Below are 26,042 nucleotides of genomic sequence, written 5' to 3' on the forward strand. Positions count from 1 at the left end.
GTGAGCGAGCTGCGGTTCGTCCGTATGGGATTCGGTGCCGAGGCCGTCGAGTACCAGGCCGCCTGGGAGGAGCAGCGCAGGGTGCACGCCGCGCGCTTCGAGGACCGGGTCCCGGACACCGTGCTGCTGCTGGAGCACCCCCCGGTCTACACGGCCGGCCGGCGCACGGACCCGAGCGAGCGCCCCCTGGACGGCACCCCGGTCATCGACGTGGACCGCGGCGGCAAGATCACCTGGCACGGTCCGGGCCAGCTCGTGGGCTACCCGATCCAGAAGCTGCCCCGCCCGGTGGACGTCGTCGCGCACGTCCGCCGCCTGGAGGAGGCGCTGATCCGCACCTGCGCCGAGTTCGGCCTGGAGACCACCCGGGTCGAGGGCCGCAGCGGGGTGTGGGTGCTGGGTGATCCGGTGGAGCGGCGTCCGGCGCTCGGCGGGCTCGCCCTGGACTTCGACCCGCGCCTGCACGACGAGGAGTTCGACCCCCGGCTCAACGGCCCGGAGTACGCGCCGTCCAACGCGGGCCAGCGGCGCGAGGACCGCAAGATCGCGGCGATCGGCATCCGGGTCGCCAAGGGCGTGACCATGCACGGCTTCGCGCTCAACGTGAACCCGGACAACGCCTGGTTCGACAAGATCATCCCGTGCGGCATCCGCGACGCGGGCGTCACCTCGCTCGCCAACGAGCTGGGCCGGGACGTCACGATCGAGGAGGTGCTGCCGGTGGTCGAGCGCCATCTGCGGGACGTGCTGGAGAACGCGGAGCTGAAGCCGCGGGCGGTGGAGAAGACGCCGGCGTAGGGAATGGGCCCCGCCCTGGGCGGGTTGGCCCGGTCGGAGGGCCATCAAATCCACGGGCGTACCCTTGAGGGCGCCGAAGAATCAACGCTAGGGAGCCGGTCGTGTCCGCAGTCGCACCCGACGGACGCAAGATGCTGCGCCTGGAGGTCCGCAACAGCCAGACCCCCATCGAGCGCAAGCCCGAGTGGATCAAGACCCGGGCGAAAATGGGCCCCGAGTACTCGAAGATGCAGAACCTCGTCAAAAGCGAGGGCCTGCACACGGTCTGCCAGGAAGCCGGCTGTCCCAACATCTACGAGTGCTGGGAGGACCGCGAGGCCACCTTCCTCATCGGCGGCGACCAGTGCACCCGGCGCTGTGACTTCTGCCAGATCGACACCGGCAAGCCCGAGGCGCTGGACCGCGACGAGCCGCGCCGCGTCGGCGAGTCCGTGGTCACCATGGACCTGAACTACGCCACCATCACCGGCGTCGCCCGCGACGACCTGGAGGACGGCGGCGCCTGGCTGTACGCCGAGACCGTGCGCCAGATCCACCAGCAGACGGCGGACCGCGAGGGCGGCCGGACCAAGGTCGAGCTGCTGGCCCCCGACTTCAACGCCGTCCCGGAGCTGCTGCGCGAGGTCTTCGAGTCCCGCCCCGAGGTGTTCGCGCACAACGTCGAGACGGTCCCGCGGATCTTCAAGCGGATCCGCCCCGGCTTCCGCTACGAGCGCTCCCTGAAGGTGATCACCGAGGCCCGCGACTTCGGCCTGGTCACCAAGTCCAACCTGATCCTCGGCATGGGCGAGACCCGCGAGGAGGTCAGCGAGGCGCTCAAGCAGCTGCACGAGGCCGGCTGCGAGCTGATCACCATCACCCAGTACCTGCGCCCGTCGGTGCGCCACCACCCGGTGGAGCGCTGGGTGAAGCCGCAGGAGTTCGTGGAGCTGAAGGAGGAGGCCGAGCAGATCGGTTTCTCCGGTGTGATGTCCGGCCCCCTCGTCCGCTCCTCCTACCGCGCCGGCCGCCTGTACCAGATGGCGATCGAGAAGCGCGGGACGTTCGTCGCCGCCCAGGCCGTGTGAATTCACGCACAAGCGATTACCGACGAGTAGAACGCAACGCCGCCGCGGTCCCGGCCGTCCTCCCAGCTGAGGACCACGCCGGGGCCGCGGCGGCGTTCGCGCGCCCGGTCACTCCTCGGCCATCCGGCGGCATCGGGGCTTCACGCGCGTTTGACCAGGGGGTCACGCCCTGGTAACACCAATCAGTGACCCTGGTTTCACACCCCGTGAACCCGTGCACTGAGCCCTAGGGGGATCCACCATGCCGGCCGCGCCCGTCAACGAAGCCATGCCGACAGGCACCCGCGCCACCGCGCGTCCGTCCCTCACCGACGCCCTGCGTGCCGTCGAGTCCCTGCTCATGAGCGGCGGTCAGCGCACCGCCCGCCGCAACGCCTGGACCTCGGTGCTGGAGGACCGCCGCCGCGCCAAGGACCGGGTCGAGGCCGAGCGCGTCCTCGAGCGGGTCTCCTCCGCCGCCCACTCCTGAGCCGCGCCGCCGGAAGACCGCCCGGACACCGCCGTCGTGGGCGCTCCCGGGGGCACGTAGACTTCGTGGCATGGCGAGGAAGGACACGGCAGCCGAGGCTGCGAACCCCGGGCGACTGAAGCAGATCGCCCTGACCTACAAGATGACCCGCAAGGCCGACAAGAAGATCGGCCTTGTACTCGCGGCTGTCGGAATCGTCACCTTCGGTGTCTTCCTCGCCATCGGTTTCTTGATCGGTCACCCCATCTATCTCGGCATTCTGGGCCTCCTGCTCGCCTTCCTCGCGACGGCGATCGTGTTCGGGCGCCGGGCCGAGCGGGCGGCCTTCGGGCAGATGGAGGGCCAGCCCGGCGCGGCGGCGGCCGTGCTGGACAACATCGGCCGGGGCTGGACGACGACTCCGGCGGTGGCGATGAACCGCAGCCAGGACGTGGTGCACCGGGCGGTCGGCAAGGCCGGCATCGTGCTGGTCGCCGAGGGCAACCCGAACCGGGTCAAGAGCCTGCTGGCCGCCGAGAAGAAGAAGATGAACCGCATCGTCGCGGACGTCCCCGTGCACGACCTGATCGTCGGCACCGGCGAGGGCCAGGTGGAGCTGAAGAAGCTGCGCACCACCATGCTGAAGCTGCCCCGGGTGCTGACCGGCCCGCAGGTGACCGCCACCAACGACCGGCTGCGCGCGCTCGGCGACCTGATGAGCAACATGCCGCTGCCGAAGGGTCCGATGCCCAAGGGCATGCGCCTGCCGAAGGGCGGCCCGCGGCCCCGCTGACCCAGAGCCTCGTACGACGAAGGGCGCCCGGATCACTCCGGGCGCCCTTCGTCGTACGAGCGGCTCTCAGATCCGCACTTCGGCCGTGCGGGCCAGCCGGTCGTGCAGGCCGCGGCCGTCGCGGTCCCAGACCAGGGCCGGGATCGCGAGGCAGAGCAGGACCGTGCGGACCACGGCGCGGCCGAGGTGGACGGTGCCGGTGTCCAGGGCGACGACGCGCAGGCCGAGCAGGCGCTTGCCGGGGGTGAAGCCGACCGTGCCGACGGTGAGCAGGCTCATCACGAAGAAGACGAGCAGGGCCCAGTTGCCGGTCGCCTGGCCGTAGCCGTCGGTGATGAGACCGTATGCGATCAAGAGGCACAGGCCCCAGTCGACGGCCAGCGCGCCGAGACGGCGGCCGGGGCGGGCCAGTGAACCCGGGCCGTCCTCCGGCAGGCCGAGCTGTTCGCCCCGGTATCCGAAGTCGGCGCCGGCCTCCTCCATGGCCGCGCGCGGGCCGGAGAGCCATGATCCGATTGCTTGCCTCTTGTCCACCCGTCCACGGTACTGCGCCCGTTTTCGACCGGTGGACGGCGGGGTGTTTCCGGACCCGGTGCGGACTACCGTGGAACGCGAGCCGGTTAACTTGTGCGAAACAAATGGGTCACGCCGGAGAAATCACGCCTCCCTAGGGTCGAGGACAGCGTGTGCCACCGCACTGGCCGCACGAACGATCTACCACCCCGGCGGGACGGTCGGGAGTAGGAGGAGCTGGATGTTCCAGAACGCCGACGAGGCCAAGAAGTTCATTGCCGACGAGGACGTCAAGTTCATCGACGTCCGGTTCTGCGACCTCCCGGGCGTCATGCAGCACTTCACGATTCCGGCTGCGGCGTTCGACCCGGACGAGGAGCTGGCCTTCGACGGCTCCTCCATCCGTGGCTTCCAGGCCATTCACGAGTCCGACATGGCGCTGCGCGCCGACCTGTCCACCGCGCGGGTGGACCCGTTCCGCCGCGACAAGACGGTGAACATCAACTTCTTCATCCACGACCCGATCACGGGCGAGCAGTACTCCCGTGACCCGCGCAACGTGGCGAAGAAGGCCGAGGCCTACCTCGCGTCCACGGGGATCGCCGACACCGCGTTCTTCGGCCCCGAGGCCGAGTTCTACGTCTTCGACAGCGTGCGCTTCAAGACCGCCGAGAACGAGTCGTACTACCACATCGACTCCGAGGCGGGCGCCTGGAACACCGGCGCGCTGGAGGACAACCGCGGTTACAAGGTCCGCTACAAGGGCGGCTACTTCCCGGCCCCGCCGGTCGACCACTTCGCCGACCTGCGCGCCGAGATCTCCCTGGAGCTGGAGAAGGCGGGCCTGCAGGTCGAGCGCCAGCACCACGAGGTGGGCACCGCCGGCCAGGCGGAGATCAACTACAAGTTCAACACGCTGCTGGCCGCCGCGGACGACCTCCAGCTGTTCAAGTACATCGTGAAGAACGTGGCCTGGCGCAACGGCAAGACCGCGACCTTCATGCCGAAGCCGATCTTCGGTGACAACGGCTCGGGCATGCACGTCCACCAGTCGCTGTGGAGCAACGGCGAGCCGCTGTTCTACGACGAGCAGGGCTACGCGGGCCTGTCCGACACCGCCCGCTACTACATCGGCGGCATCCTCAAGCACGCCCCGTCGCTGCTGGCCTTCACCAACCCGACGGTGAACTCCTACCACCGCCTGGTGCCGGGCTTCGAGGCGCCGGTGAACCTGGTGTACTCGCAGCGCAACCGCTCCGCCGCGATGCGTATCCCGATCACGGGTTCGAACCCGAAGGCCAAGCGCGTCGAGTTCCGCGCGCCCGACTCCTCCGGCAACCCGTACCTCGCCTTCTCGGCGCTGCTGCTCGCGGGCCTGGACGGCATCAAGAACAAGATCGAGCCGGCCGAGCCGATCGACAAGGACCTCTACGAGCTGGCTCCCGAGGAGCACGCGGGCGTCCCGCAGGTCCCGACCTCCCTCGGCGCGGTCCTCGACTCCCTGGAGGCCGACCACGAGTTCCTCCTCCAGGGCGACGTGTTCACGTCCGACCTGATCGAGACGTGGATCGACTACAAGCGCACGAACGAGATCGCTCCGCTCCAGCTGCGTCCGCACCCGCACGAGTTCGAGCTGTACTTCGACGTGTGATCCCCGTACCGGGGGTGACCAGGGAAGTAATCACTCCGACTCGCCCCCGGTCCGCACAGAGTCCGCAAGAGAAGTGATCTTGCCGCTCAGGACCCGCTCGACAGCGGTCCGCGTCGACTCGTCCGAGTCGGGCCACAGGTGCCCGTAGGTGTCCAGCGTCGTCTTCGCCGAGGCATGGCGGAGGCGGTGCTGGACCACCTTCACGTCTGCCCCCGACGCGATCAGCAGGGAGGCGTAGAAGTGCCGGAGGTCGTGGAAGCGGAAGCCGCCCGGCAGCCCGGCGACCTTGCCCCGGATGCGGCGCATCTCCCGCTCGACCTGCCACGGCCCGAGCTGGGCGCCGTCCTCGTCGACCAGGACGTGTGCGCGGTCCGCGCACAGCGGCTTCAGCACCGTGACGAGACTGTCCGGGATCGGCACCGTCTCCCCGCTCATCTCCGTCTTCAGCGGGAGCGCCGGGTACTGCACGGCCGGAGTGATGGCACGGCCCTCGAGGTCTACGTCCTGCGGCCGTAGCCCGCACGCCTCCGCAGTGCGCAGACCGACGAACGCCCCGAGCAGGAGCGCCGGCCGGAACGGCGCGGCCGCCTGCTCGTACAGCGCCCACACCTGCGCCTCCGTGGCCACATAGGGCCGCGGCTTCCCCGCCCCCGGCGACGTCCGCCGCGAGCAGGGATTCGCCGGCACCTTCCGATCGAGCACCGCGTCCTGCATCACCTGCGACAGCCGCGAGTGCAGCGCGAACAGGTACGACGCCGACAGACCCTCGTTGCGCAGGCGCGCCATCCAGGCCCGGACCATGCTCGGCTGCACCGCGGTGAGCGGCAGCGGCCCGAACTCCTGCCGGATGCGCGCCAAGTGCACCCGCGCCTGCCGCACCGTGGAGGCCCGGCGGGCGCCGTAGCCCTCAAGCCAGACGTCGCACCACTCGTCGACCGTGACCTTCCGCGCCTGCGGGTCGACATACTGCCCGGTGACGATGCTCGCCGTCTCCTCGTCGAGCCACCGCTGAGCATCGACCTTCCGCGCGAAGTGCCGGGCGTGCTCGCGGCCGGCCGCGTCCCGGTACCGGGCGCGCCACTTACCGTTCGGTCGCTTCGCCAGACTCGCCACGGTTTCCCCTCCCGGGCAGTTCGACCTCAAGGACTGCCGATCCGTCGTCGCGCCGGTACATGCGCCCCATGGAGCGGGACAGGTAGCGGGCCATGTCCGAAACCCACTCGTAGCGGTCCGGGTGGTCCTCACGCTTGCCGAACTCAACGGCCGGCACCTCGGTGTAGAAGGTGCGCGGGTCGATGTCGTCCAGCGGCTTGAAGCCGCGGACCCACGACCGAACGGCCGCGGCCGGCGCCGATACCTGCGCCGTTACCGGGTACGGAGACGCGGTGTCCGGGTCCACCATCAAGTGCACCGGAGCCACCCCGAGCACGTAGGCCAAGGCCAAGACCTCGTTGAGGGTGACGTTCTCCCGAGTGCCGTTCTCCAGCTTCACGACGGTAGTGCGCTGCCAGGCGATCCCCTGCGCCTGAAGCGCTTCCGCCAACTGTTGCGCGGTGAAGCCACGGCGCATTCGGACTTCCTTGACGCGGCGGGCGAGGTGCCGCGTTGCAGTGTCCGTTCCTGTGTGTGCCATGACGGCACTTTAAGCGACGCTTGCGGAACACGCAACCGTCGTGCATCCTGTGCCGAGATGGACGATCATCGCTCACTTAGGTGCCGTGATCGCACTCTCATAGGCTACGGAGGAACTATGGAGCGCCGCCCGCTCGCAACACTGCGGGACATCGTCGACTTCACCGGTCTGCCCCCGCGCACGATCTACGACCAGCGACACCGTGGTGTCGGCATCGGCGCCCTGGGATTCAAGGTCGGCACTCAGCTCCGTTGGGACTGGGCAGACGTGGACGCCTGGATCTCTCAGCAGAAGGGGCAGGCCGCGGCATGAGCAGCAAGAAGAACGCCCCGGGGGCAACCGGGGCGCTAAGCGACCAGCTGGACGGCGGGTCGCCCACCATCGTGGCACAACCCACCCCGTGGCGGCACGCCCTCACGCAAGCCACCGAGGCGGCGCGGCGTGGCTTCCACGTCTTCCCCCTCGGCCGGGGCAAGCTCCCCGCCATCCGGTCGCCGCACCGGGAGGACCCGCCCGGCACGCCCCCCTGCAGGGGCGAGTGCGGCCGGCCGGGGCACGGCGTGCACGACGCGACCAACGACCCGGACGCGCTGGCCGCCCTGTTCGAGCAGGCGCCGCACGCCACCGGGTACGGCGTCGCCTGCGGACGCGGGGACGTGCCGCTCATCGGCGTGGACCTGGACCGGAAGAACGGCGTGGACGGGGCCGCCGAGCTGCAGCGGCTCGCCCAGGAGCACGGCTTCGAGGTACCGCGCACGGTCACCGTGTGCACCCCGTCCGGCGGGTTCCACCTGTGGTTCACCGGCCCCGCCGGCGCCCGGGTGCCGAACTCCGCGGGCAAGCTCGCCCCCGGCATCGACGTGCGCGGGACCGCCGGGTACCTCGTCGGCCCCGGCTCCGTGACCCCGGCCGGTGTCTACGGCCTGCACCCCGACCTGCACGAGCCGACCGTGTACCCGATCCCCGCCCCGCTGCTGCGGCTCATCCTGCCCCCGGCACCGGTCCGGCCCGTGCCCGTTGGGCGCGGCGCCGGGCGGCTCGGCCGCCGGATGCTCGGGCTCGTCCGCACCGTGCTGGAGGCGCACCCCGGGGAGCGCAACGGCCGCCTGTTCTGGGCCGCCTGCAAGGCGTTCGAGGGCGCGCGGACCGGCCAAGCCGACCCCGACGCCGTCGAGCGGGCGCTCGTCGAAGCCGCGCTCGCGGTCGGCCTGGACGAGCGGGAGGCCCGGGCCACCATCGCGAGCGCCCAGCGCACGACCGGACGGGGGCGCTCGTGAGCGAGAAAGACGACGTCAGCGCGAAGGCGCGAGAGATCTTGGAGGCGAGCGGCATCGACGTGGAAGACAAGGGACGCGGACCGTCGCAGGCGTCCCAGCTCGTCGCCCTGGCCCGCGAGCGGTACGACCTGTTCATGTCCGAGGACGGCCGCCCCTACGGGGTGAAGGTCGACGGCGCGAACATCGCCCTGCCGCTCCGCGGAAAGGCCGGCCTGCGCTCCCAGCTAGCGCGCATCTTCACCGACGAGCACGGCGGGTCGGTGCCCTCACAGTCGGCGCTCGCCGACGCGATGACCGTGCTGGAGGGCGTCGCCCAGGACGCGGACCCGCGCGTCCCGCACGTCCGCGTGGCCCGGTCCGAGGACGGCATCGTCGTGGACCTGGGCGACGCCGACGGCCGGTGCGTCATCGTCCGGCCCACCGGGTGGGAGCGGGCCGCCCGCTCCCCGGTCCTGTTCCGCCGCTCGGGCGCCATGAAGCCGCTCCCCGAACCGGTCCGCGACGGCGACGGTCTGGCCAAGCTGCGGGCGCTGCTCAACACCGACGACGAGGGGTTCCAGCTGCTCGTCGCGTGGCTCGTCGCCGCGTTCATCCCCGACCTGCCGCACCCGATCCTGACGTTCCGCGGGGAGCAGGGCACCGGCAAGTCGTACTCCGCGAAGATGGTGATTGGCATCGTCGACCCGTCCGGCGCACCGAAGCGGACCGCGCCCAGGGACATCAAGTCGTGGGCCACGCAGGCGTTCAACTCCTGGGCCCTGTGCCTGGACAACGTGTCCGTGATCGCCGATTGGCTGTCCGACGCCCTGTGCCGGGCGGTCACCGGGGACGGCATCGTCGACCGCGCGCTCTACACCGACGATGACGTGGTCGTGCTGGAGTTCCGCCGCGTCCTGGCCATGACCACCATCGACGCGGGCGCGCTCGCCGGTGACCTTGCCGAACGGCTGCTCACCATCGAGCTGCACACGATCCCGGACCGCCGGCGCCGCGAGGAAGCCGAGTTGGACGCGGCCTACGCAGACGCGCACCCGTCGATCCTGGCATCCCTGTTCGATCTGCTGGCCGACGTCCTGGCCGCCTTGCCCGACGTGCAGCTGGAGGAGCGGCCCCGCATGGCCGACTTCGCGCGGGTCCTGGCCGCGGTCGACAAGGTGAAGGGCTGGCACACCCTGGACAGCTACAAGGCGACCGCCCGGGACGCCGTGGCCGACGTCCTGGACGGCGAGCCGTTCGCCCAGGCCGTCGTGGAGCTCGTCGACCGCGCGGGCGCCGACGGCCTCACCCTCACCGCCTCGGAGTTGCTGGAGCGGGTCCCCACCCCGGACAAGCTGCCGCGGAAGTGGCCGAAGGACGCGACGCGCGCCGGCGGGCAGTTGAAGCGGCTTGCCCCGGTGCTGCGGACCATCGGCATTGAGGTGGACGACAGCAAGCGCACCCCGGACGCCAAGCGCAAGCGCCTGTACCACCTGACGGCACTTCCAGAGAGAAGGTACGAGACAGCGTCCGCAGCGTCCGCAACCCGTACCGGCACCGGCTCTGACCAGCACGAACAGGGTGGACGCTGGGGGGTGGACGCTAGCGTCCGCAACGGGGCTGCACCGGACGCTGCGGACGCTGCACCGGACGCTGCCCGCTCCGCAGCGTCCGGCGTCCTCACCCTGCCTGACCAGCGCGAACACCAGCGCGCGGACGCTGCGGACGCTGCGGACGCTGGAATGCAGCGCCTCTCTACTGACATCCGCCCCAAGACGCCCTGCGCCCGCTGCTCCCGCCCTCAGTGGAACGCCGAGGGCTCCCCCCTCTGCCTGGACTGCCGCACCGCGGCCTGAACCGGAAGGAACCCACCGTGGAACCCATCACCAGCCTCCCCAGCAACGCCTACCTCCCCAAGAGCGTGCACGCGCTCGCCGACGAGTGGCGCGCCGCCGCCCAGCGCGTCAAGGACATCCGCAAGGACCACAACGACGCCGTGGCCGCCCTGGCGCAGGCCCAGCGCGACGACGCCGAAGCCCTCAAGGAAGCCGCCCGCACCGGCGCGCCCATGCCCGACGGCGAGCACGAGAAGGCCACCCGCGCCCGCATCGACGACGCGAAGCGGCGCCTGCCCGTCCTCGAAGCCGACCGCGACGCCATCGGCCGGCGCCTCGTCGTCGCCCTCCGCGACGACCAGGCGCGCCGCCACCTCGTCGACACCACCGCCACCGGCGCCCGGGCCGCCCTCACCGCGTACCTCGAAGCCCTCGACGACGCCGAACGCAAGGTGTCCGCCGCCCACCGCGCCCTCACCGACGCAACGGCCGTCCTGCACGTCATCAAGGCACTCGACACCGGCGAGCAGGTGCGCCTCCTGGCACAGCCGCCCGCGGCCCCCAGCTTCACCGGGGCCCGCAGCGACGCCCACAAGCTCGCCCAGCAGCTGGCCGCCCTCGACGAGCGCAAGCCGCCCCGCGAACGGCACATCCGCCTCGTCAACGGCCGCAACGTCACCGTGCCCCGCACCCTCGCCGCCGACTTCCTGCGGGACCACCAGGTCGACGCGTGGCTCGACGGCTGGCCGCCCGAGGAGCCCAGCCGCCCCCTGCCCAGCGGAACCCCCGGCCACCAGTTCGAGGACTTCCGTAACACCCCCAGCCACTTCACCCCGCGAGGAGACGCAGCATGAACGACCAGCTCACCGAAGCCGACCTCAAGCGCCTGGCCGCCCAGGGCAAGCACCACGAGATCGTGCAGGCACAGCAGGAAGGCAGGCTCAACGCCGTGCTCGGCCTGCCCGTCCGCGACATCCCCCGCGAGGGGCAGCTGACCAGCGAGCACCTCGCAAAGATGACCCCCGCCGAGATCGTGGAAGCACACGACGCCGGCCGACTCAACCAGCTGCTCGGCGCACCCGACGACGCGGCCTGACAGACCCGCGCGGCGTGAGGTGGTTGGGTTACCGGCCTCACGCCGCGCGACCCCTCCCAGGGGGGTGACCCCTGGCCCGTAGGGGGCCCGGAACGCCGGGGAGGGCTCTGGGGGATCGGTCGACCAATCAACCTCAACGGGAGGACACCATGCCGAAGATGCGGGACCCGTCGAAGCCGTTCAGCCGTGCGCACCGCGGGGGGCAGGGGCGTGCCCTGGTCGACCTCCCGGCGGAGGGCTGCACGCTGCCGGTGCCGGAGATGCCGCCCCGCGGTGAGGGGCTGGAGTGGACGGACGCGGACCGGGAGCGGTGGGCGGAGCTGTGGCAGTCCCCGCAGGCGACGATGTGGGACGACACCGCGCGGGGCACGGTCGCGCTGCTGATCGTGTACGAGGCCGCGGTGCTGGCGGGTACGGCGTCGGCCTGGCAGGCGCAGGAGGCCCGGTACGCGGGTGAGGCGTTGGGGCTGACGCCGCGGGCGATGGCCCAGCTCGGTTGGCGGATCGTGGACGACGCCGGGGGGGAGCGGTGACGACGCCCCGGCGCCGTGCGCGGGCAGCTGCCGCCGCTCCCCCGCCGCCGGCCTCCGTCGAGTCGTTCGACTGGCGGCACCCTCGGTACGGCATTCCGCGGTGGCCGCCGGGCCCGGACAACCCGGTGTCCCTGCATGTGATCTGGGAGGCGCGGCGACGAGCGCGGGAGGCACGGAAGCGGGCAGAGGTCGAGGGGGCCCTCTACCCCGGTAGCGGGGTGGGTAGTGGGCACTGACCTGCGTTGTAGAGGGGGTAGAGGGGGCGCAGACTACACCGGCTCGTGACGTCACACGCGGTGCCGGGGTGCCCCGTACCCGCTGGTGTGCCGGAGCTGTTCCAGCACCTGGCACGGGGAGGGCGCCTCCGAGGGTGACCGGTACGGCACGCCCGGCGGCACGCCCCGGCGGGGCACGCCTGCGCCGCTCCCCCGCTCGTTCACGCGGTCACCCGGAGGGCGGGGGTAGGGCGGTAGGAATCGCAGGTCGGCGCGGCTTCCTACCGGTCTCCTACCTACCGCCTACTCGTCGTCCTGGGCGACGACGAACGTCCCCTTGTTCGGCAGCGTGACGACCAGGCCGCGCTCCCGGAGTTCCTGGACGGCTCGCCGGGCGGTGCCTGGGGCCACTCCGTACTGGGCGCCCATGTCCCGCTCGTTCGGCAGGCGCGCGCCGTGCGGAAGCCGACCGGACCGGATCTCGGCTTCCACCTGGTTGGCGACGCGCACGTAGACGTAGACGAACGGGTCTTCGCTCATGCCCCGGAACGTAGGGCGGCACCTTGCACCGGGCACCCGTAGGTGGCGCCATGTGGCCGTATGGGGTGCCCTGTAGCGGCCTATAGCGGTACGGTCCCACCAGCGGAAAGCCCCCGCAGCCTGGCCGGGCTCGGGGGCGTGGACGACTGGTGAGGAGTCGACATGAACGAGAGTACGCAGCAGGAGACCGCCGCGGGCACCCCCACGGGCTACGGCTTCTGCAGCTGGCACAAGCGGTTCGCCGCCGACGTGCGGCTCATCGACCACATCGAGCAGAGTTCCGGCCCGGGCGGCGGGCACTACGCCTGCGCCCCGTGCCGGGAGGCGTACCGCCTGGTCCCGCTCGCCGACCGGCCGTGACCTGGAAGCCGCAACCGCCGGCCGCAACGGAGCTGACACGGGCGCAGTACTCCGGTTGGGCGTGCTGCTGGTGCGCAGCGTCGCTGGCGCGCGGCGGGCACCCGGCGGGCCGGGCGCGCGGCCGGATCGGCGCCCACGTCCTCGATGTCGACGTGTACGAGTGCGGGCCGCGCTGCCCGAAGCGACCACGGCGCGGCCGGGGCCGCTGAGCGGGCCGCGGTCACAGAACCGCCCCCGGGCCGCTGTTGCGGTCCGGGGGCGGTGCCGTTCCCGGGTGGGGAGGCGGGGAGTTCTCCCTACGTGGTTCCCTTCCCTGCCTCCCCTGGGGTGGCCTGCGTTTTCAGGCCGTCAGGGAGGCGGGGAGGCGCCGGGCGGGCGGCCCCTCGGCGGCCCCCAGGGCGCCGTTTCCGTCCCCGGCGGCGCCTCCCTCCCCGGCCTCCCAGGCGAGCAGCAAGGCGGCCATGGACCACGTCAGCCGGTCGTCCTTCGCCCGGTTGCACGGCTCGCAGGCCAATACGAGGTTCGCGGGCAGGTTGCACGCCCACAGCGACCGCGGGACGTAGTGGTCCGTCGTCGCCTCGTCGAGCCGCTCGAACGGCCGGCGGCAGTAGAAGCACTGCCAACCGTCCCGCTCCGCGAGGTACAGGCGGGTTTCCCGGGTGGAGCCCTGCAGACTCGGCGGCAGGGGCCGCCGGTTCTTCCGCTTCCGCTTCGGCTTCGGCCGCTGCGCCTCCGCGGCCCGCACGGTGGCCGCCATCCGGCTCACATGCGACGAGAACCGCTGCAGCGCCTCGTCGAACGCCTTGGCCCCGGCCGCGTCGAGTAGCTGCACGTCGTCGACGAACGACTCGATGGAGCCGCTGACGACGAGCCGGGGCGAGTCCTCGCCCGGCTCCAGCGTCAGGGACGCTTCGAGGACGAGGCGCCCGTCAGGGAGACGGAGTTCCCGCACCGCGCCGCCGTGGTGCTCGCGGTCCTCCCCGGCCTGGCCGGTGTGATCCTCGGTGCACCACTTCGGGCAGTCGTTGACGAGCCTCAGTTCACGGGGATTCACCGGGCACCCCCGCGCGCGTCCTGGGCGTCCTCGGGGGCGTCCTGCGCGTCCTGGGTGGCGTCCTGGGCGTCCCCGGTGGCGTCCTGCGCCGCGACGGCGCGGGCCAGGTGCTCCCGCGCGACGCGCAGGACGCCGGTGTACCGGTCGAAGGCGAGCAGCAGCTCGTCCACCTGGGCGAGGGTGAGGTCCGGCCACGTGCCGCCGGCGTAGACCGAGAGGACCGGCTGCTCGTCCGCCCACTGGGTGAGCTGGAACGGGTTCAGCGGGTAGTCGGCGAACGAGACGTTCAGGCCGTGCTCGGGGCCGAGGTGGATCGGCTCACGGGGGTCGCCGTTCTCGCCGCAGGCCTGGCCGGTGCACTGCCCGTCGAGGGCGTCACAGCGGTTGACCTGCGGCGCATCAACGCGCATCAGGTCCGCATCAGGTCGCGCATCATCGGATGCGAGGAACGCGGCCACCGCGGGGAAGTGCCGGTCCACGAATCGGCGGGCGTCCTGGGCCGCGTCCTGGCCGTCCTGGAGAGCGTCCTGGGCGTCCTCGCTGGGGTGCTGGCTGGTCACTTCGCACCCCCGATCCGGGCAGCGTGGAAGCCGGTGTTGACCGGTGACCAGGCCCCGGTATCGGTGCTGGCCATGGCCCGGTTGGCGTGCTGCCAGCTGGTCATGTCGCTGGTCATCTCACGGGTGTTGCGGGCCAGCCGGAAGTGGTCAGCCACCCGGCGGGCCGCGATGGTGGAGAGCAGGCCCCACGGGGCGCCCTCGACGGGGCGTCCCTGGGCGTAGCGGGAGCGCCACAGGGAGGCGAACACCTCGGCGGTCAGGTCCTCGGCGAGGTGGCTGTCACGGCGCGGGAGACGGGCCGCGATGTAGCCCTCGACGCGCGTCCGGTAGGTGGCGTACAGGGTGGTGAAGCCGTCGCTGTCGACGGCCGGCGGTACGGTGTTCCGCATGGCTCGGATTCCTTGCGTGTGAAGGGGTCTGTTCCTAGGCGCCGTGCCGGTGGTGGTGCACCGGGCGGCGCCGCTTCGTTCGGCACCGGCTCACGGGTGGTCCGCGAGCGGTCCGCAAGGAGTCCGCAGGACCGTCGAAAACGACCGTCAAGGGTCGGTAATGGCCGGTAGAGAGTGCGCAGGTCAGACGGCGTGCGTCGAACGTCTGCGCAGGTCGCAGCGTCGCGCGTTTAGTTCGAGCTGTACTTCGACGTGTGATCGACCCGGTTCCGGTCGTTCCGGCGCCCCCGTCCTGCGGCGCGTTCCGCAGGGCGGGGGCGCCGCCGTATCGTCTCCTGTACAGCTGTTCGAGCTGGGTGAGCGACCACGACGGGGAGACGGGGATGGCCGGACGGGACGACGAGGAGCGGGAGTTCGATCTGCGCTGGGCGGAGAGCGCCGAGCACAAGGAGCCCTCCGCCCGGGCGCGGATGCTGGCCGCGCGGTGGAAGGACAACCCGCCGGGGCCGGTGCCGTTCCGGGCCGCTCCCGAGCGCCGCGGGTCGTCCGGGCGGCGGTCGTGGGTGTCGACCACCATCGTGCTGGGCAGTGTGGCCGCCCTGATCGTGCTGATCGGGTACATCAACTTCCGGGCGCAGTACTGACGTGCGCGAGAACGTCAGGGAGGGCGGCGAGGCCGCCCTCCGGCTCGCGGCCGGCAGGCCGCTGAAGGAGGCCTTCGACACCGCCGATCCGTACGCGTGGACCGCGCTGGATCTGGGCGTACGCGTGTGGCTCGACGCCGGGACCGAGCGGGAGATCAGCGCCCGCGTCCTGGGCCGGGCCACGGGCCTGCTGCGCCGCCGGCCCGCGCCGCCGGACGCGCCCGTGCTCGCGCTCGCCCTCTGCCACCGCGACGGCCGGGTCCGCGAGGCCGCGCTGCACCGGCTGCTGCCCGACCACCCGGAGCTGCTGCCGCTGGCGGTCGTCCGGGCCGCCGACTGGGCCGATCCGGTCCGCGACCGCGCCCGCGACCTGCTGCGCGGCGCCCTCGACGCGGCCACGGCCGTCGCTCTGGCCCCGCTGATCCTGCTGGTCGGCCGCCGGGCCCGCGGCGGATGCGCGGTGGAGCTGCTGACCGGGGCGCTGCGCCGGTCGCCGCGCGACGGGCTGGTCCCGCTGCTGCGGCACGAGCGGCCCGCCGTGCGCCGGTTCGCGTATCGCCTCGCCGTCGGGGAGGGGGTCCTCTCCCCCGCCGAGCTGGCGCGCGCCGCGGCCCGCGACACCGACGTGGTCGTGCAGGACCTGTGCGCCGAGGCCGCGCTGGCCGGCGTACGGGATGGCCGGGCGGTGTACGACGAGGTGCTGCCGCCGCTGCTCGGGGCACGGCATCCGCGGGCCCGGTCCGCCGGGGTGACCGCGCTGCGCGCGGCCGGGCGGGCGGAGGCGGCCGAGGCGTTCCTCGCCGACCGGTCGGCGCTGGTGCGGGCGTGCGCCCGCTATGCCGTACGGCAGGGCGACCCGCCCCGCGATCCCCGCGACACCTACCTCGCCCTGTGCGCGCGGTCCGACGACCCCGCGTTGCCGCCCGGCGCGGTGATCGGACTGGCCGAGTGCGGCCGGCGCGCGGACGCCGCGCTGCTGGAGCCCCTGCTGGCGCATCCGTCGGCCGCGGTGCGGGCGCGGGCGGTGGCCGGGCTGCGGCTGCTGGACGCGGTGGACGCGGCGCGGATGCGGGATCTGCTGGACGACCCCGCGCCCGGTGTGGCGCGCGAGGCGGTGGCCGCGCTGCTGCCGTCCGCCGCTGCCCTGCCGGAGGAGTGGCTGGTGCGGCGGCTGGCGGCCGGACGGCCCCGGCCGGTGCGGGCCGCGGCGTTCCGGCTGCTGGTCGCGCGCGGCGGGGTCGTACGGTTGCGGGCGGCGGTGGCGCTGCTGGACGACCCGGACGACCGGCTGCGGCACTGGGCCCGGCAGACCGCGCAGCGATGGCACGCCACCGAACGCGGGAACGCGGAGGTGGGCGAGCTGCTGGAGCGGGTCAGGGACCGGGGCCTGCTCAGCGACCACGTGTTCAAGCGGCGGATGTGGGCGGCGGGGCTGCGGGCCTGAGCCGTGGTGGCCGCGCCGCCGCCGGGTGTGCGGCGGCGGGCGCGGCGGCGTCGGGTGCTCGAGGTCGCTCACCCGCTGCGTTCGCGCTCCTGGCGGCGGGACTCCAGGGGGCGTTCGCGGCGGTAGCGGCGCTCCCACTTGGCCTGCTGGTCACGGCGGTCCCGGTAGGCCTGGTAGGTGGTGGGCACGGACCCGGAACCCGCGGTGGGTGCCGAGGACGTGCCGCCTCCGTGGCGGACGTACACGTAGAGCAGGGCGACGGCGGCGAGCCAGTAGAGGGGGTTGCCGAATCCCAGGACGACCAGGACGACCGCCCCGGACAGCACGATGGTGCCCATGACAGGGCCTCCTTCCCTGGACCGTGGGGGTGGGGTACGTGTTCCGAGGGTGCCCTGGGCGCACGGCGCGGCGCACCTTCTTTTCGCCTGGCTCCGGGGGGGGGAGTCGGGGTCCGGGGAGTACGTCGTTCAGGGCTCCGGGGTCGCCGCGATCACGCCGGCCACGACGGCCGCGCCGAGGGCGGAGTGGTCCTCGGCGGTCTGGTCGGCGTAGCGCAGGGCGAAGTCGGCGACCGCGCGCTCGAAGGTGTCGGCGCCGCCGAGGTAGGCGGCGATGGCGATGCGGTCGCCGGAGCGGGCGTGGGCGCGCGCCAGGGCGGTGCCGCACAGCGCGGCGTAGGCGCGCAGACCGGCGGGGTCCAGCGCGGCGACGTCCGCGCAGCCCTGCGTGTCGCGCAGTTGCCGCCAGTAGCAGGAGCGGTTCTGGGGGCCGGTCATCCAGCCGAGGAAGACGTCGGTGTCGGCCTGCAGCAGCCGCTGCCCGGCGACCACCCGGTGGCCCGGATGGTCGTACGGCCCGCTCGGCAGGTGTTCCTCCAGGACGGACGTGCCGGCCTCCTTGAGCTGGAGGAAGAGCGGGTCGCCGGTGTCGCGGCCCTCCAGCAGGACGACGTAGCAGGGCATGCCGACACCGGCGATGCCGACGAGCTTGCGGGCGGCGTCGACGAAGCGGTAGCGGTCGAGGAGCAGGCGGCGGTCCTCGGGGAGCGTGGAGCGGTAGTCGCTGAAGTTCTTGCGCAGGGCGGCCGTGTCCGGCGCGCCGGCCGGTTCCAGCAGCGGCGGGTCGTGGACGATCCGGCGGCGGCCGTCGACGACCTCGGTCAGCTTGCCGAGGGACTGCAGGCCGCTGTGGCGGCGGGCGCGGGTGAGGCCGGCCTCGACCCGCCGGCGGCGCCGCCCGGACCGCACCAGGGGCAGCAGCCGGTCGGCCTCGACGCGCTCGTACCAGACCTCCAGCTCGCCCCTGCGTGCCAGCCGCCGCATGGCGGTGCGGTAGGCGGCGGCCGACTCCAGGGCGGCCCGGTGCGCCTTGGCGTCGGGGTGCCCGTTCTCCCGGGCGGCGACGGCGACGCTGGCGGCGAGCCGTTTGACGTCCCACTCGAAGGGGCCGGGGAAGGTCTCGTCGAAGTCGTCGAGGTCGAACAGCAGGGTGCGTTCCGGGGAGGCGTACAGGCCGAAGTTGAGCAGGTGGGCGTCGCCGCACAGTTGCACGGTCAGCCCCGTGTGCGGCTGGGCGGCGAGGTCGGCGGCCATCACGGCGGCGGCGCCGCGCAGGAAGGCCAGCGGGGAGGCGGCCATGCGCCCGTACCGGACGGGCAGCAGTTCGGGCAGCCGGTCGCGGCCCTGCTTCTCCAGTACGGCGACGGGGTCCTGCCGGTCGACGGGCGGCAGCCAGCCGGCGTGCGCGGTGCGCGGGACGTGCTTGCGGGCCGCCTTGCCGCGCTCGGCGCGTTCGGCGGGGCCCGCGGGTCCCACGGGTCCGGCGGAGCCGCCGGGACCGACGAGCGGGGTCATGGGGTGGTGGCCGATGGCCGTACGCGGTGGTGGTTGCCGTTGCGCTGCATGCCGCGCCTCCCTGGGTCGGTCGCCGCCTCCTGTTCGCAGTGAACGGCCCCGGGCGGGGGCGGCGCATGCCCAGTACGGCGAACGGGTGAGGGGCGGCGGGTGCGGGCCGGGGGGCGTTGTCAGTGGTGTCGGGCAGGATCGGCAGGGCGGTGACCGGCAGGGCCTGGTGGCCGGCCCTGCACGGCGCCCGCGGCGGACTCGGCGGGCTCGGCGGGCTCGATGAACTCGGCGGCCTCGGCGGGCTCACCGGACTCGACGGACTCGACGGACAAGGAGATCGGCATGGGCGGCGGGGCGGCACGGCGGCACATCGGCGGGGCGGAGCGGCGGGCCCGGCTGGCGCTGCGGCACCGGCTGGCGCCGCAAGCGCGGGCGGCGGGGCCGGAGGAGGTCGCCGAGGCGCTGGTGGCACTGCACGGCACCGATCCGGCGACGGTGTTCCTGGCGGTGGGCGCCCGGCTCGCGGAGCCGGGGAAGACGGTCGCGCAGACCGAGCGCGCGCTGTACGAGGACCGGACCCTGGTGCGGATGCACGGCATGCGGCACACCGTGTTCGTGTTCCCGACCGGGCTGACCGCCGTCGTGCACGCCTCGACGGGCATCGCGGTCGCCGCGCGGGAACGGGCCGCGCTGGTGAAGGACATGGCGAAGGCGGGCGCGCCGGACGCGGCCTGGCTCGCCGAGGTGGAGGCGTCGGCGCTGGCCGCGCTGGCGCGCCGCGGCGAGGCCACGGCGGCGGAGCTGGCGGGGGACGAGCCCAGGCTGCGGACGCAGTTCGTGTACGCGGCCGGGAAGAGCTACGAGGGCCTGCACACCGTCTCGGCCCGGCTGCTGAAGGTGCTGGGCGTGGAGGGCAAGGTGGTCCGGGGCCGGCCGCTGGGTTCCTGGACGTCGTCGCAGTTCCGCTGGGCGCCGGCACCGCCGCATCCCGAGCTGGACGCCGCCGCGGCCCAGGCGCAGCTGCTGCGCCGCTGGCTGACGGCCTGCGGCCCGGCGACCGAGGCCGACCTGAAGTGGTGGACGGGCTGGCGGGTGACGGAGGTGCGCCGGGCGCTGGCGGCGATCGGGGCGCGGGAGGTCGCCCTGGACGAGGGCACGGGGTATGTCGCGGCGGGCGACGAGGAGGCGCCGGACGGGCCGGACGGGCCCTGGGCGGCGCTGCTGCCCGCGCTCGACCCGACCGCCATGGGGTGGCAGCAGCGGGACTGGTACCTGGCGCCAAAGCTGCGCCCCGCGCTGTTCGACCGCAGCGGGAACGTCGGGCCCACCGTGTGGTGGGACGGGCGGGTGGTGGGCGGCTGGGCCCAGCGGCCGGACGGCGAGATCGTCTGGCGGATCCTGGACGGCACCGGGGCCGGCCGGGAGGCCGAGGCGGCGATCGGCGCGGAGGCCGAGCGGCTGCGGGCGTGGGTGGGGCCGACGCGGGTGATGCCGCGGTTCCGGACGCCGCTGGAGCGGGAGCTGGCGGGCTGACGCGGCGGTGCGACGCCGGGCGCCGTGTCCCGCACGGCGCCCGGCGTCGCACCTGACCGCCGCTCAGCGGCAGTACTTCATCAGGGCGCGCACCATGTGGCAGGTCGTGTCCGACGGCGGGTGGACGCCGATGAGCTGCGCGGTGTCCCGGATCGTCTCGTTGCGGGCCTGGCCCGGCAGGTAGACGCCGGAGTCGAGCAGCGCTATCGCCAGGCGCATCGCCTTGAGCCGGCGGTTGTGCGAGACGTACCATTCGCGGGGCCGCCCGGCCGGCAGCGGCTGCTTCGGGACGGGCGCGTACGGCAGGTCGAGCTGGACGGGGCGGCGGGCGGTGGACTGGGTGGGCAACGGCTTGGGCTTCAGGGCGGCAGCGGGCACGGGCATCCTCCTGTCGCGGTCAGGGAGCCTCCCGGAAGCCCCGGGCGATTCCCTCGAACACTGCGTCAATTCTACTGCCCGCCACTGACAATCGGGGGTTCGTGGAGCACGCGAAAAGCCCTGGTCAGTACGGGAATTGCAGGTGAGTCAGGCCGTACGGGAGGGGCGTGTGGGGCACCTCGCGGAAATCGAACACGGGCGGCTTTCCTCCGGGTGCCGTCCGGGGGCGTGGCCGTGCTGCGCGTACCGTGTCCGGCATGGAAATCTGGATCAATCCCGCCTGCTCCAAGTGCCGCAGCGCCGTGCGGCTCCTCGACGCCGAGGGGGCCGACTACACCGTCCGCCGCTACCTGGAGGACGTCCCGACCGAGGACGAGATCCGTGCCGTACTCGACCGCCTCGGCCTCGAACCCTGGGACATCACGCGCACCCAGGAGGCGGTCGCCAAGGAGCTGGGCCTGAAGGAGTGGCCGCGGGACGCCGCCTCGCGCGACCGGTGGGTCACGGCGCTGGCCGAGCATCCGAAGCTGATCCAGCGGCCCATCATCACCGCGGACGACGGTACGGCCGTGGTCGCCCGCACCGACGAGGCCGTACGGGACGCGCTGTCCCGCTGACGTCGGCGCAACACGCTTGTGACGCAGGCCACTTCAACACGTCACCGTGGTCGCTGAGCAACCTCGTTCGGGATCTCGTACATAGCGGCGTACGCTCCCCGACCTCTTCAGGAGGCGCGCATGTCGCGTAGGAGAAAACTCGGCACGAAGAAGAAGATCGCGCTGCTGGTGAGTGCCGCGACGGTGGCGGGAGGCGGTGCCTTCGTCATGGCGAGCACGTCGAACGCCGCCCAGTCGGCGAAGGACTCGACCGTCTGTCAGGGTCTCGCCACCGCGCTCGGCAACAACCAGCGGTTCATCGAGGCGCAGCGGGCCGCTCCCGACGCCCAGTCGGAGGCGCGGATCGCCAACCGCGAGGCGGTCATCGCCGAGATCCGGCGCAAGCAGGAGGCCTCCGGGTGCGAGGTGGGCGAGGCGATCGGGGGGTCGGCTCAGGACTCCCGGACCGCGCGGCCCTCCGCCCCCGCGGAGGCCGGCGAGCCCGCCGGTCCGTCCCAGCCGGCCGATCCCGCCGCCCCCGCCGACCCGGCCGCCCCGGCCGATCCGTCGCAGCCGGCCGGGGTGGCCGGTGAGCAGGTCTGCAACGGGTCCACCGTCACCCTCTCCGGCGAGGGCGGCGCACCGGCCGCGTCCAGCAACCAGTTCCCGGCGGGGACGAAGCTGAAGGTCACCAACCTGGACAACAACAAGTCCACGACGGTGGAGGTCACGTCCGTCTCCGGCAGCTGTGTCCTGCTCAACAACGCGGCCTTCGAGCAGGTCCGGGAGCCCGGCAAGTTCCTGATCCGCCGGGCGCTGATCGAGAAGGTGGGGTGAGGCTCGCCCGGCCCGGCCGGACAGAAGACCGCTGAGGCGGCGGCCCGCGCCCGGGGGCGGGAAGCGCGGCCGCGCGAGGGGGGCACCCCGGCTGCGGCGAAGTCCGGGGCCGGGGAAGAGACACCGGGGAGGCGGACGTCTCACCTCCGTCGCCGGCCACGCTTCCGCACAAACCGCCGCCTCGGCCCGTCCCACGTCCTGCCGCTCCCGGCCCGAGGAGCGGCAGGACGCCCGGCGAGTGCGCCGTCTCGGCCCGGCCCAGCACGGAGCCGGGCCGGGGAGGAACAGACGGCGCACCCGCCGCAGTACCGAGGCCGAGGGAGCGCTCCGAGCAGCGTCTGCCATGGGCACCGAGGACGCGCGCGACCAGCGGACCGCTGCGGCGCCGGCACCGCCGGGCCGTAGAGGCCGCTGTCGCGGGGCGCGCGCGGGCTGCTGCCCCCGGTGCGGGAGTCCATGCGTCTCGCATACAAGGCGGCCGGCCGCTCACCGCGCCCGCCCGCGGGCGGTGAGGTGGCGTGCCCGTTCCCCGTTCACCTGGTGAGCCGAGCCACAGCACCACCAGGTAACACGGGGTTCACATTCGAGCAACGGCCGGGAAATCGCCTGTTGACAGGCTCGCGGACAGCAAGCGCGGCGCCCCAGTGCCGCAGCGCCGCAGCACCCGCAACCGCGCCCTGACCCACCCCGAAGGATGTGGCCCGTGACCTTCAAGGCTGAGTACATCTGGATCGACGGCACCCAGCCGACCGCCAAGCTCCGCTCCAAGACCAAGATCATCGCGGGTGAGCCCGCCGGTCTGGAGGCGCTGCCGATCTGGGGCTTCGACGGGTCCTCCACCAACCAGGCCGAGGGCCACTCCTCGGACCGCGTCCTCAAGCCGGTCTTCACCTGCCCGGACCCGATCCGCGGCGGTGACGACGTCCTCGTGCTGTGCGAGGTGCTGAACATCGACATGACGCCGCACGAGTCCAACACCCGTGCCGCGCTCGCCGAGGTCGCCGAGCGGTTCGCCGCGCAGGAGCCGGTCTTCGGCATCGAGCAGGAGTACACCTTCTTCGACGGCTCCCGCCCGCTCGGCTTCCCCGAGGGCGGCTTCCCGGCCCCGCAGGGCGGCTACTACTGCGGTGTCGGCGCCGACGAGATCTTCGGCCGCGAGATCGTCGAGAAGCACCTCGACAACTGCCTCGCCGCCGGCCTCGGCATCTCCGGCATCAACGCCGAGGTCATGCCCGGCCAGTGGGAGTTCCAGGTCGGCCCGCTCGCCCCGCTGGAGGTCTCCGACCAGCTGTGGGTGGCCCGCTGGCTGCTCTACCGCACCGCCGAGGACTTCGGCATCTCCGCCACCCTCGACCCGAAGCCGGTCAAGGGCGACTGGAACGGTGCCGGCGCGCACACCAACTTCTCCACCAAGGCGATGCGCGAGGGCTACGACGCGATCATCACCGCCTGCGAGGCGCTGGGCGAGGGCTCCAAGCCGCTCGACCACGTCAAGAACTACGGCGCCGGCATCGACGACCGCCTGACCGGCCTGCACGAGACCGCCCCGTGGGACCAGTATTCCTACGGCGTCTCCGACCGCGGCGCCTCGGTCCGCATCCCGTGGCAGGTCGAGAAGGACGGCAAGGGCTACATCGAGGACCGCCGCCCGAACGCCAACGTCGACCCGTACGTGGTGACCCGCCTGCTGGTGGACACCTGCTGCTCCGCGCTGGAGAAGGCCGGCCAGGTCTGATCCCGGAGCGGACTCCGTGCTCCGCAGAGCACCCGGTGTGGGGCGCCCGCCGTAACGGCGGGCGCCCCTCCTGCGTATCCGCACCCCACCCACGTATCCGCGCCTCCTCGCGCGCACCCGCGCCCCCTCGTGCGCGTATCCTGCGCCCTCATGGGGACCGACGGGGTGGACCGGGCCGCGCTCACGCACGCGGACGGGCCGGCGGTGGACGTACCGGCGCTGCTGGGGGCGATGGAGTCGCGGGACCCTGAGGTACGCGAGACGGCCCTCCAGGCGCTGGAGCACGCGCTGTGCCGCTGGGGAGACGTGTGCCCGGCGACCGCCCCCGCCGTGCCGCACCTGGCCCGGCTCGCCCTGGAGGGCCCCGGCCACCGGGAGGAACTGCTGCGGCTGCTCGGTGACATCGCGGACGGGACCGGCGAGCCCGGGGTGCTCGGCCCGGCCCGGCGTGCCGTGGCGGTCGCGCTGCCGGCCCTGCTGCCCCTCGCGCACGACGCCGACCCGGGCGTACGGGAGGCGATGCTCTTCCTGATCGCGGCGTGCGGCACGCGGTACGCCCTGCCGCTGCTGCCCCTGCTGCGGGCCCGGCTGGCCGCGGAGACCGACCCGGAGGTGCTGGGCGGGGTCGTCACCGCGCTCGCGCTGCTCGACGCCGGGGACGGCGGCGTGCGGCACGCGCTGCTGTCCGACCCCCGGCCCCGGGTGCGGCTCGCCGCGGCCGAGGACCTGCTGCGGACGGCCGCGCCGCCGCTGCCCGGTGACGTGGCGGAGCACTGCGCCCGCGCCTTCGCCGCCGACCCGCGCCCGAGCCACCGCGGTCGGTGGCCGCGCCCGCATGTGCCGTTCACCGAGCGGCTGGTGGACGACCCCGAGGCCGCCCTGCGCGCCCTCGCCGCGGGCGTACCGCTGACCGCCGGGAGGGCAGGGCACCGGCCGGACACCGGCACGCCTTTGGTGTGCGGCGACGAGTCCCCGTGGTTCCCCCTCGCCCAGGCGGTCACCGACACCTGGCGGGACCGCGAGGCGGACGTGCTGCCGTGGGCGCTGCGCGCCATGACGGGCGAGGACTGGGAGCTGAACTGGCTGGCGCAGACGGCCTGCGCGCTGCCCCCGCGCCACCGTCCGGGCCTGCGCGACCGGGTGCGGCCGTATCTTTCCTCGGACCTGCCGGACGTGCGGGCGGCGGCGGTCGCCGCGCTGGCCCGCGCGCACGCGCCCGAGGCCGTCGAGGAGGCCGTACGCCTGGTGGAGGAACTGCCGGACCGGTACGTGACCGCCCGCGCGGTCGACGCGGTGGCCGACGTGTTCGGGGCCGGCGCGCTGCCCGCCGTACGGGCCGTGGCCGGGCGTACGGCGGCCGCGCACGCCGAGCTGGTCAAGGTGCTGGCCCGGTTCCCGCAGGTGGCGGTCGAGGTGGTCGGGGAACTGTGCGGGATGCTGACGCGGCACGGCACCGGCCGGCCTGCGGTCGCGGTGCGGGTGCTGGGCCGGCTGGGTCCCGCCGCCGGTGACGCGGCCGAGCGGGCGCTGCGGGTCTGTGTGACCGAGGGCGTCCACTGTGAGGTCGCCGCGGTGGCGCACCACCGCGTCGGCGGGGATCCCGCACTGGCCCTGTCCCACCTGCGGCGGCTCATGACCGAGCGCCCTGGCTACCGGCTGGAGCTGACGGGGGAACTGGGGCCCGCGGGCGCGCCGTTGCTGCCGCTCGTCGAGCCGTTCCTCGCGCCCGCCGCCGGACTCGGGGTCCGCGCGAGGGCCGCGGACGCCGTCTGGCGCATCACGGGCCGCACCGAGGACACCGTGACACCGGTCGCCCTGGCGGCACTCGGGTGGGAGCGGCCCTACCCCGGCGTGCGCCACCCCGTGGAGACGCTCACCGGGATGGGACTCGTCCCGCGTTTCGCCGTGGCCCCGCTGCGCGAGGCGGCCGCGTCGCCGCGCCGGCTCGTCCACGACCGCATGGGCGGCGACTCCCCGCACCCGGACCACGTCCTGCGGGAGGCGGTGCGGCGGCTGCTGGCGACGGCGGAGGTCGTCGGCTGAGACCGCCGGGACGGGGCGTGCGCGACGGTCACTTCTCGCCACCGTGCGCGGCCGGCGGCGTCCAAGCAGTGAGAGAGGGGTCCGGTCCTCTGTCTCTCGTGCTTGAATGGGGGCATGGCCAGCTTCCAGAAGCACTCCGCGACGGGTCGCCATGACCTCGAGCCCTTCTGGCCTTCCCGTCAGCACCACGACTTCGACCGGGTGTGTTGCCGCGCGACGAACGCGCCGGCCCTCTAAAGCCGTACGGGCC

Annotated in this window: 29 protein-coding genes; 19 read left to right on the forward strand and 10 right to left on the reverse strand. The window is 73.3% G+C overall.

Features of this window, described 5'->3' with window-relative positions:
- From lipB to G7Z13_RS09280, 4 genes are all read left to right on the forward strand, one after another.
- The gene (gene lipB / locus G7Z13_RS09265) at nt 1-798 is read left to right on the forward strand and encodes a lipoyl(octanoyl) transferase LipB (RefSeq protein ID WP_165997712.1); all 798 of its coding nucleotides are present in this window, start codon (nt 1-3) and stop codon (nt 796-798) included.
- A 101-nt stretch (nt 799-899) separates the two neighbouring features.
- The gene (lipA, locus tag G7Z13_RS09270) at nt 900-1,865 is read left to right on the forward strand and encodes a lipoyl synthase (protein ID WP_165997714.1); all 966 of its coding nucleotides are present in this window, start codon (nt 900-902) and stop codon (nt 1,863-1,865) included.
- A gap of 241 nt (nt 1,866-2,106) precedes the next feature.
- The gene (locus tag G7Z13_RS09275) at nt 2,107-2,334 is read left to right on the forward strand and encodes a hypothetical protein (protein ID WP_165997716.1); all 228 of its coding nucleotides are present in this window, start codon (nt 2,107-2,109) and stop codon (nt 2,332-2,334) included.
- Between the two features lie 70 nt (nt 2,335-2,404).
- Nucleotides 2,405-3,106 (forward strand): DUF4191 domain-containing protein, encoded by a 702-nt coding sequence (locus G7Z13_RS09280; RefSeq protein WP_165997718.1) that lies wholly within the window; start codon nt 2,405-2,407, stop codon nt 3,104-3,106.
- 66 nt (nt 3,107-3,172) lie between these two features.
- Here G7Z13_RS09280 and G7Z13_RS09285 read toward each other — a convergent pair whose 3' ends face one another.
- Entirely contained in the window at nt 3,173-3,640 is a 468-nt protein-coding gene (locus G7Z13_RS09285) for an RDD family protein (RefSeq protein ID WP_165997720.1), read from the reverse strand.
- Between the two features lie 220 nt (nt 3,641-3,860).
- Between G7Z13_RS09285 and glnA the strand changes: the two genes are divergently transcribed.
- Nucleotides 3,861-5,270, forward strand: a complete 1,410-nt coding sequence (glnA, locus tag G7Z13_RS09290; RefSeq protein ID WP_165997722.1) for a type I glutamate--ammonia ligase — start codon at nt 3,861-3,863, stop codon at nt 5,268-5,270.
- 30 nt (nt 5,271-5,300) lie between these two features.
- On the opposite strand, the gene G7Z13_RS09295 is transcribed toward glnA, so the two are convergent.
- Together G7Z13_RS09295 and G7Z13_RS09300 are read right to left on the reverse strand one after the other, a co-directional pair.
- Nucleotides 5,301-6,383, reverse strand: a complete 1,083-nt coding sequence (locus G7Z13_RS09295) for a site-specific integrase (RefSeq protein ID WP_165997724.1) — start codon at nt 6,381-6,383, stop codon at nt 5,301-5,303.
- Complete coding sequence (locus G7Z13_RS09300) at nt 6,352-6,903, reverse strand: helix-turn-helix transcriptional regulator (RefSeq protein ID WP_165997726.1); 552 nt, start codon at nt 6,901-6,903, stop codon at nt 6,352-6,354. The genes G7Z13_RS09295 and G7Z13_RS09300 overlap by 32 nt, the downstream gene beginning before the upstream one ends.
- Nucleotides 6,904-7,020: 117 nt before the next feature.
- Here G7Z13_RS09300 and G7Z13_RS09305 point away from each other — a divergent pair, with 117 nt between their 5' ends.
- The 6 genes from G7Z13_RS09305 (at nt 7,021) to G7Z13_RS09330 (ending at nt 11,620) form a co-directional block, all read left to right on the forward strand.
- A complete protein-coding gene (locus tag G7Z13_RS09305) occupies nt 7,021-7,215 on the forward strand; it encodes a helix-turn-helix domain-containing protein (RefSeq protein WP_165997728.1) in 195 nt (64 codons plus the stop codon).
- Complete coding sequence (locus tag G7Z13_RS09310; RefSeq protein ID WP_165997730.1) at nt 7,212-8,180, forward strand: bifunctional DNA primase/polymerase; 969 nt, start codon at nt 7,212-7,214, stop codon at nt 8,178-8,180. The genes G7Z13_RS09305 and G7Z13_RS09310 overlap by 4 nt, the downstream gene beginning before the upstream one ends.
- Nucleotides 8,177-10,012: an ATP-binding protein gene (locus tag G7Z13_RS09315; RefSeq protein ID WP_165997731.1), complete on the forward strand. Its 1,836-nt coding sequence runs from the start codon at nt 8,177-8,179 to the stop codon at nt 10,010-10,012. Before G7Z13_RS09310 ends, G7Z13_RS09315 begins: the two co-directional genes overlap by 4 nt.
- Nucleotides 10,013-10,029: 17 nt before the next feature.
- Complete coding sequence (locus G7Z13_RS09320) at nt 10,030-10,845, forward strand: hypothetical protein (protein ID WP_165997733.1); 816 nt, start codon at nt 10,030-10,032, stop codon at nt 10,843-10,845.
- Nucleotides 10,842-11,087 carry a hypothetical protein gene (locus G7Z13_RS09325; RefSeq protein WP_165997735.1) on the forward strand — a complete coding sequence of 82 codons (246 nt, stop codon included), beginning with the start codon at nt 10,842-10,844 and terminating at the stop codon, nt 11,085-11,087. Before G7Z13_RS09320 ends, G7Z13_RS09325 begins: the two co-directional genes overlap by 4 nt.
- Before the next feature lie 149 nt (nt 11,088-11,236).
- A complete protein-coding gene (locus tag G7Z13_RS09330; protein WP_240926151.1) occupies nt 11,237-11,620 on the forward strand; it encodes a hypothetical protein in 384 nt (127 codons plus the stop codon).
- A gap of 518 nt (nt 11,621-12,138) precedes the next feature.
- Here G7Z13_RS09330 and G7Z13_RS09335 read toward each other — a convergent pair.
- Nucleotides 12,139-12,375 (reverse strand): winged helix-turn-helix domain-containing protein, encoded by a 237-nt coding sequence (locus tag G7Z13_RS09335; protein WP_165997737.1) that lies wholly within the window; start codon nt 12,373-12,375, stop codon nt 12,139-12,141.
- A gap of 162 nt (nt 12,376-12,537) precedes the next feature.
- Between G7Z13_RS09335 and G7Z13_RS09340 the strand changes: the two genes are divergently transcribed.
- Complete coding sequence (locus G7Z13_RS09340; protein WP_165997739.1) at nt 12,538-12,735, forward strand: hypothetical protein; 198 nt, start codon at nt 12,538-12,540, stop codon at nt 12,733-12,735.
- A gap of 340 nt (nt 12,736-13,075) precedes the next feature.
- On the opposite strand, the gene G7Z13_RS33585 is transcribed toward G7Z13_RS09340, so the two are convergent.
- From G7Z13_RS33585 to G7Z13_RS09355, 3 genes are read right to left on the reverse strand one after another with little or no spacing between them, the layout of a single operon-like run.
- The gene (locus G7Z13_RS33585) at nt 13,076-13,789 is read right to left on the reverse strand and encodes an HNH endonuclease signature motif containing protein (RefSeq protein ID WP_240926152.1); all 714 of its coding nucleotides are present in this window, start codon (nt 13,787-13,789) and stop codon (nt 13,076-13,078) included.
- On the reverse strand, nt 13,786-14,349 hold the full coding sequence (locus G7Z13_RS09350; RefSeq protein WP_165997741.1) for a hypothetical protein: 564 nt from the start codon (nt 14,347-14,349) through the stop codon (nt 13,786-13,788). The genes G7Z13_RS33585 and G7Z13_RS09350 overlap by 4 nt, the downstream gene beginning before the upstream one ends.
- Nucleotides 14,346-14,738 (reverse strand): sigma factor, encoded by a 393-nt coding sequence (locus tag G7Z13_RS09355; protein WP_165997743.1) that lies wholly within the window; start codon nt 14,736-14,738, stop codon nt 14,346-14,348. The genes G7Z13_RS09350 and G7Z13_RS09355 overlap by 4 nt, the downstream gene beginning before the upstream one ends.
- 383 nt (nt 14,739-15,121) lie before the next feature.
- Here G7Z13_RS09355 and G7Z13_RS09360 point away from each other — a divergent pair, with 383 nt between their 5' ends.
- Together G7Z13_RS09360 and G7Z13_RS09365 are read left to right on the forward strand one after the other, a co-directional pair.
- Nucleotides 15,122-15,382, forward strand: coding sequence for a hypothetical protein (locus tag G7Z13_RS09360; protein ID WP_165997745.1), 261 nt, complete (start codon nt 15,122-15,124; stop codon nt 15,380-15,382).
- Between the two features lies 1 nt (nt 15,383).
- Complete coding sequence (locus G7Z13_RS09365) at nt 15,384-16,826, forward strand: hypothetical protein (protein ID WP_165997747.1); 1,443 nt, start codon at nt 15,384-15,386, stop codon at nt 16,824-16,826.
- Between the two features lie 68 nt (nt 16,827-16,894).
- On the opposite strand, the gene G7Z13_RS09370 is transcribed toward G7Z13_RS09365, so the two are convergent.
- Both G7Z13_RS09370 and G7Z13_RS09375 read right to left on the reverse strand, forming a co-directional pair.
- Nucleotides 16,895-17,164, reverse strand: a complete 270-nt coding sequence (locus tag G7Z13_RS09370; protein ID WP_165997750.1) for a hypothetical protein — start codon at nt 17,162-17,164, stop codon at nt 16,895-16,897.
- 129 nt (nt 17,165-17,293) lie between these two features.
- Nucleotides 17,294-18,679, reverse strand: a complete 1,386-nt coding sequence (locus G7Z13_RS09375; RefSeq protein WP_165997752.1) for a DUF2252 domain-containing protein — start codon at nt 18,677-18,679, stop codon at nt 17,294-17,296.
- A 333-nt stretch (nt 18,680-19,012) separates the two neighbouring features.
- Between G7Z13_RS09375 and G7Z13_RS09380 the strand changes: the two genes are divergently transcribed.
- Entirely contained in the window at nt 19,013-20,203 is a 1,191-nt protein-coding gene (locus G7Z13_RS09380) for a winged helix DNA-binding domain-containing protein (RefSeq protein ID WP_166004799.1), read from the forward strand.
- Between the two features lie 63 nt (nt 20,204-20,266).
- Here G7Z13_RS09380 and G7Z13_RS09385 read toward each other — a convergent pair whose 3' ends face one another.
- Entirely contained in the window at nt 20,267-20,581 is a 315-nt protein-coding gene (locus G7Z13_RS09385; protein WP_165997754.1) for a hypothetical protein, read from the reverse strand.
- A gap of 257 nt (nt 20,582-20,838) precedes the next feature.
- On the opposite strand from G7Z13_RS09385, the gene G7Z13_RS09390 reads away from it, so the two are divergent.
- The 4 genes from G7Z13_RS09390 to G7Z13_RS09405 all read left to right on the forward strand — a co-directional run bounded on the left by G7Z13_RS09390 (nt 20,839) and on the right by G7Z13_RS09405 (nt 25,792).
- A complete protein-coding gene (locus G7Z13_RS09390) occupies nt 20,839-21,198 on the forward strand; it encodes an arsenate reductase family protein (protein WP_165997757.1) in 360 nt (119 codons plus the stop codon).
- Nucleotides 21,199-21,318: 120 nt separating this feature from the next.
- Nucleotides 21,319-22,014, forward strand: coding sequence for a hypothetical protein (locus G7Z13_RS09395; RefSeq protein ID WP_165997759.1), 696 nt, complete (start codon nt 21,319-21,321; stop codon nt 22,012-22,014).
- A 703-nt stretch (nt 22,015-22,717) separates the two neighbouring features.
- Nucleotides 22,718-23,749 (forward strand): glutamine synthetase, encoded by a 1,032-nt coding sequence (gene glnII / locus G7Z13_RS09400; protein WP_165997761.1) that lies wholly within the window; start codon nt 22,718-22,720, stop codon nt 23,747-23,749.
- 150 nt (nt 23,750-23,899) lie between these two features.
- The gene (locus G7Z13_RS09405) at nt 23,900-25,792 is read left to right on the forward strand and encodes a hypothetical protein (protein ID WP_165997763.1); all 1,893 of its coding nucleotides are present in this window, start codon (nt 23,900-23,902) and stop codon (nt 25,790-25,792) included.
- Nucleotides 25,793-26,042 lie beyond the last annotated feature (250 nt).

It is taken from the genome of Streptomyces sp. JB150 (assembly GCF_011193355.1).
In the GTDB taxonomy this organism is placed as follows: domain Bacteria; phylum Actinomycetota; class Actinomycetes; order Streptomycetales; family Streptomycetaceae; genus Streptomyces.

Coding starts and splice junctions, on each gene's coding strand:
- G7Z13_RS09300 (WP_165997726.1), bottom strand. CDS start 6,903: ATGGCACACACAGGAACGGACACTGCAACGCGGCACCTCGCCCGCCGC.
- G7Z13_RS09280 (WP_165997718.1), top strand. CDS start 2,405: ATGGCGAGGAAGGACACGGCAGCCGAGGCTGCGAACCCCGGGCGACTG.
- G7Z13_RS09390 (WP_165997757.1), top strand. CDS start 20,839: ATGGAAATCTGGATCAATCCCGCCTGCTCCAAGTGCCGCAGCGCCGTG.
- glnA (WP_165997722.1), top strand. CDS start 3,861: ATGTTCCAGAACGCCGACGAGGCCAAGAAGTTCATTGCCGACGAGGAC.
- G7Z13_RS09340 (WP_165997739.1), top strand. CDS start 12,538: ATGAACGAGAGTACGCAGCAGGAGACCGCCGCGGGCACCCCCACGGGC.
- G7Z13_RS09325 (WP_165997735.1), top strand. CDS start 10,842: ATGAACGACCAGCTCACCGAAGCCGACCTCAAGCGCCTGGCCGCCCAG.
- G7Z13_RS09275 (WP_165997716.1), top strand. CDS start 2,107: ATGCCGGCCGCGCCCGTCAACGAAGCCATGCCGACAGGCACCCGCGCC.
- G7Z13_RS09360 (WP_165997745.1), top strand. CDS start 15,122: ATGGCCGGACGGGACGACGAGGAGCGGGAGTTCGATCTGCGCTGGGCG.
- G7Z13_RS09355 (WP_165997743.1), bottom strand. CDS start 14,738: ATGCGGAACACCGTACCGCCGGCCGTCGACAGCGACGGCTTCACCACC.
- G7Z13_RS09395 (WP_165997759.1), top strand. CDS start 21,319: ATGTCGCGTAGGAGAAAACTCGGCACGAAGAAGAAGATCGCGCTGCTG.
- G7Z13_RS09405 (WP_165997763.1), top strand. CDS start 23,900: ATGGGGACCGACGGGGTGGACCGGGCCGCGCTCACGCACGCGGACGGG.
- G7Z13_RS09335 (WP_165997737.1), bottom strand. CDS start 12,375: ATGAGCGAAGACCCGTTCGTCTACGTCTACGTGCGCGTCGCCAACCAG.
- G7Z13_RS09375 (WP_165997752.1), bottom strand. CDS start 18,679: ATGACCCCGCTCGTCGGTCCCGGCGGCTCCGCCGGACCCGTGGGACCC.
- G7Z13_RS09305 (WP_165997728.1), top strand. CDS start 7,021: ATGGAGCGCCGCCCGCTCGCAACACTGCGGGACATCGTCGACTTCACC.
- G7Z13_RS09370 (WP_165997750.1), bottom strand. CDS start 17,164: ATGGGCACCATCGTGCTGTCCGGGGCGGTCGTCCTGGTCGTCCTGGGA.
- G7Z13_RS09330 (WP_240926151.1), top strand. CDS start 11,237: ATGCCGAAGATGCGGGACCCGTCGAAGCCGTTCAGCCGTGCGCACCGC.
- G7Z13_RS09310 (WP_165997730.1), top strand. CDS start 7,212: ATGAGCAGCAAGAAGAACGCCCCGGGGGCAACCGGGGCGCTAAGCGAC.
- G7Z13_RS09380 (WP_166004799.1), top strand. CDS start 19,013: ATGGGCGGCGGGGCGGCACGGCGGCACATCGGCGGGGCGGAGCGGCGG.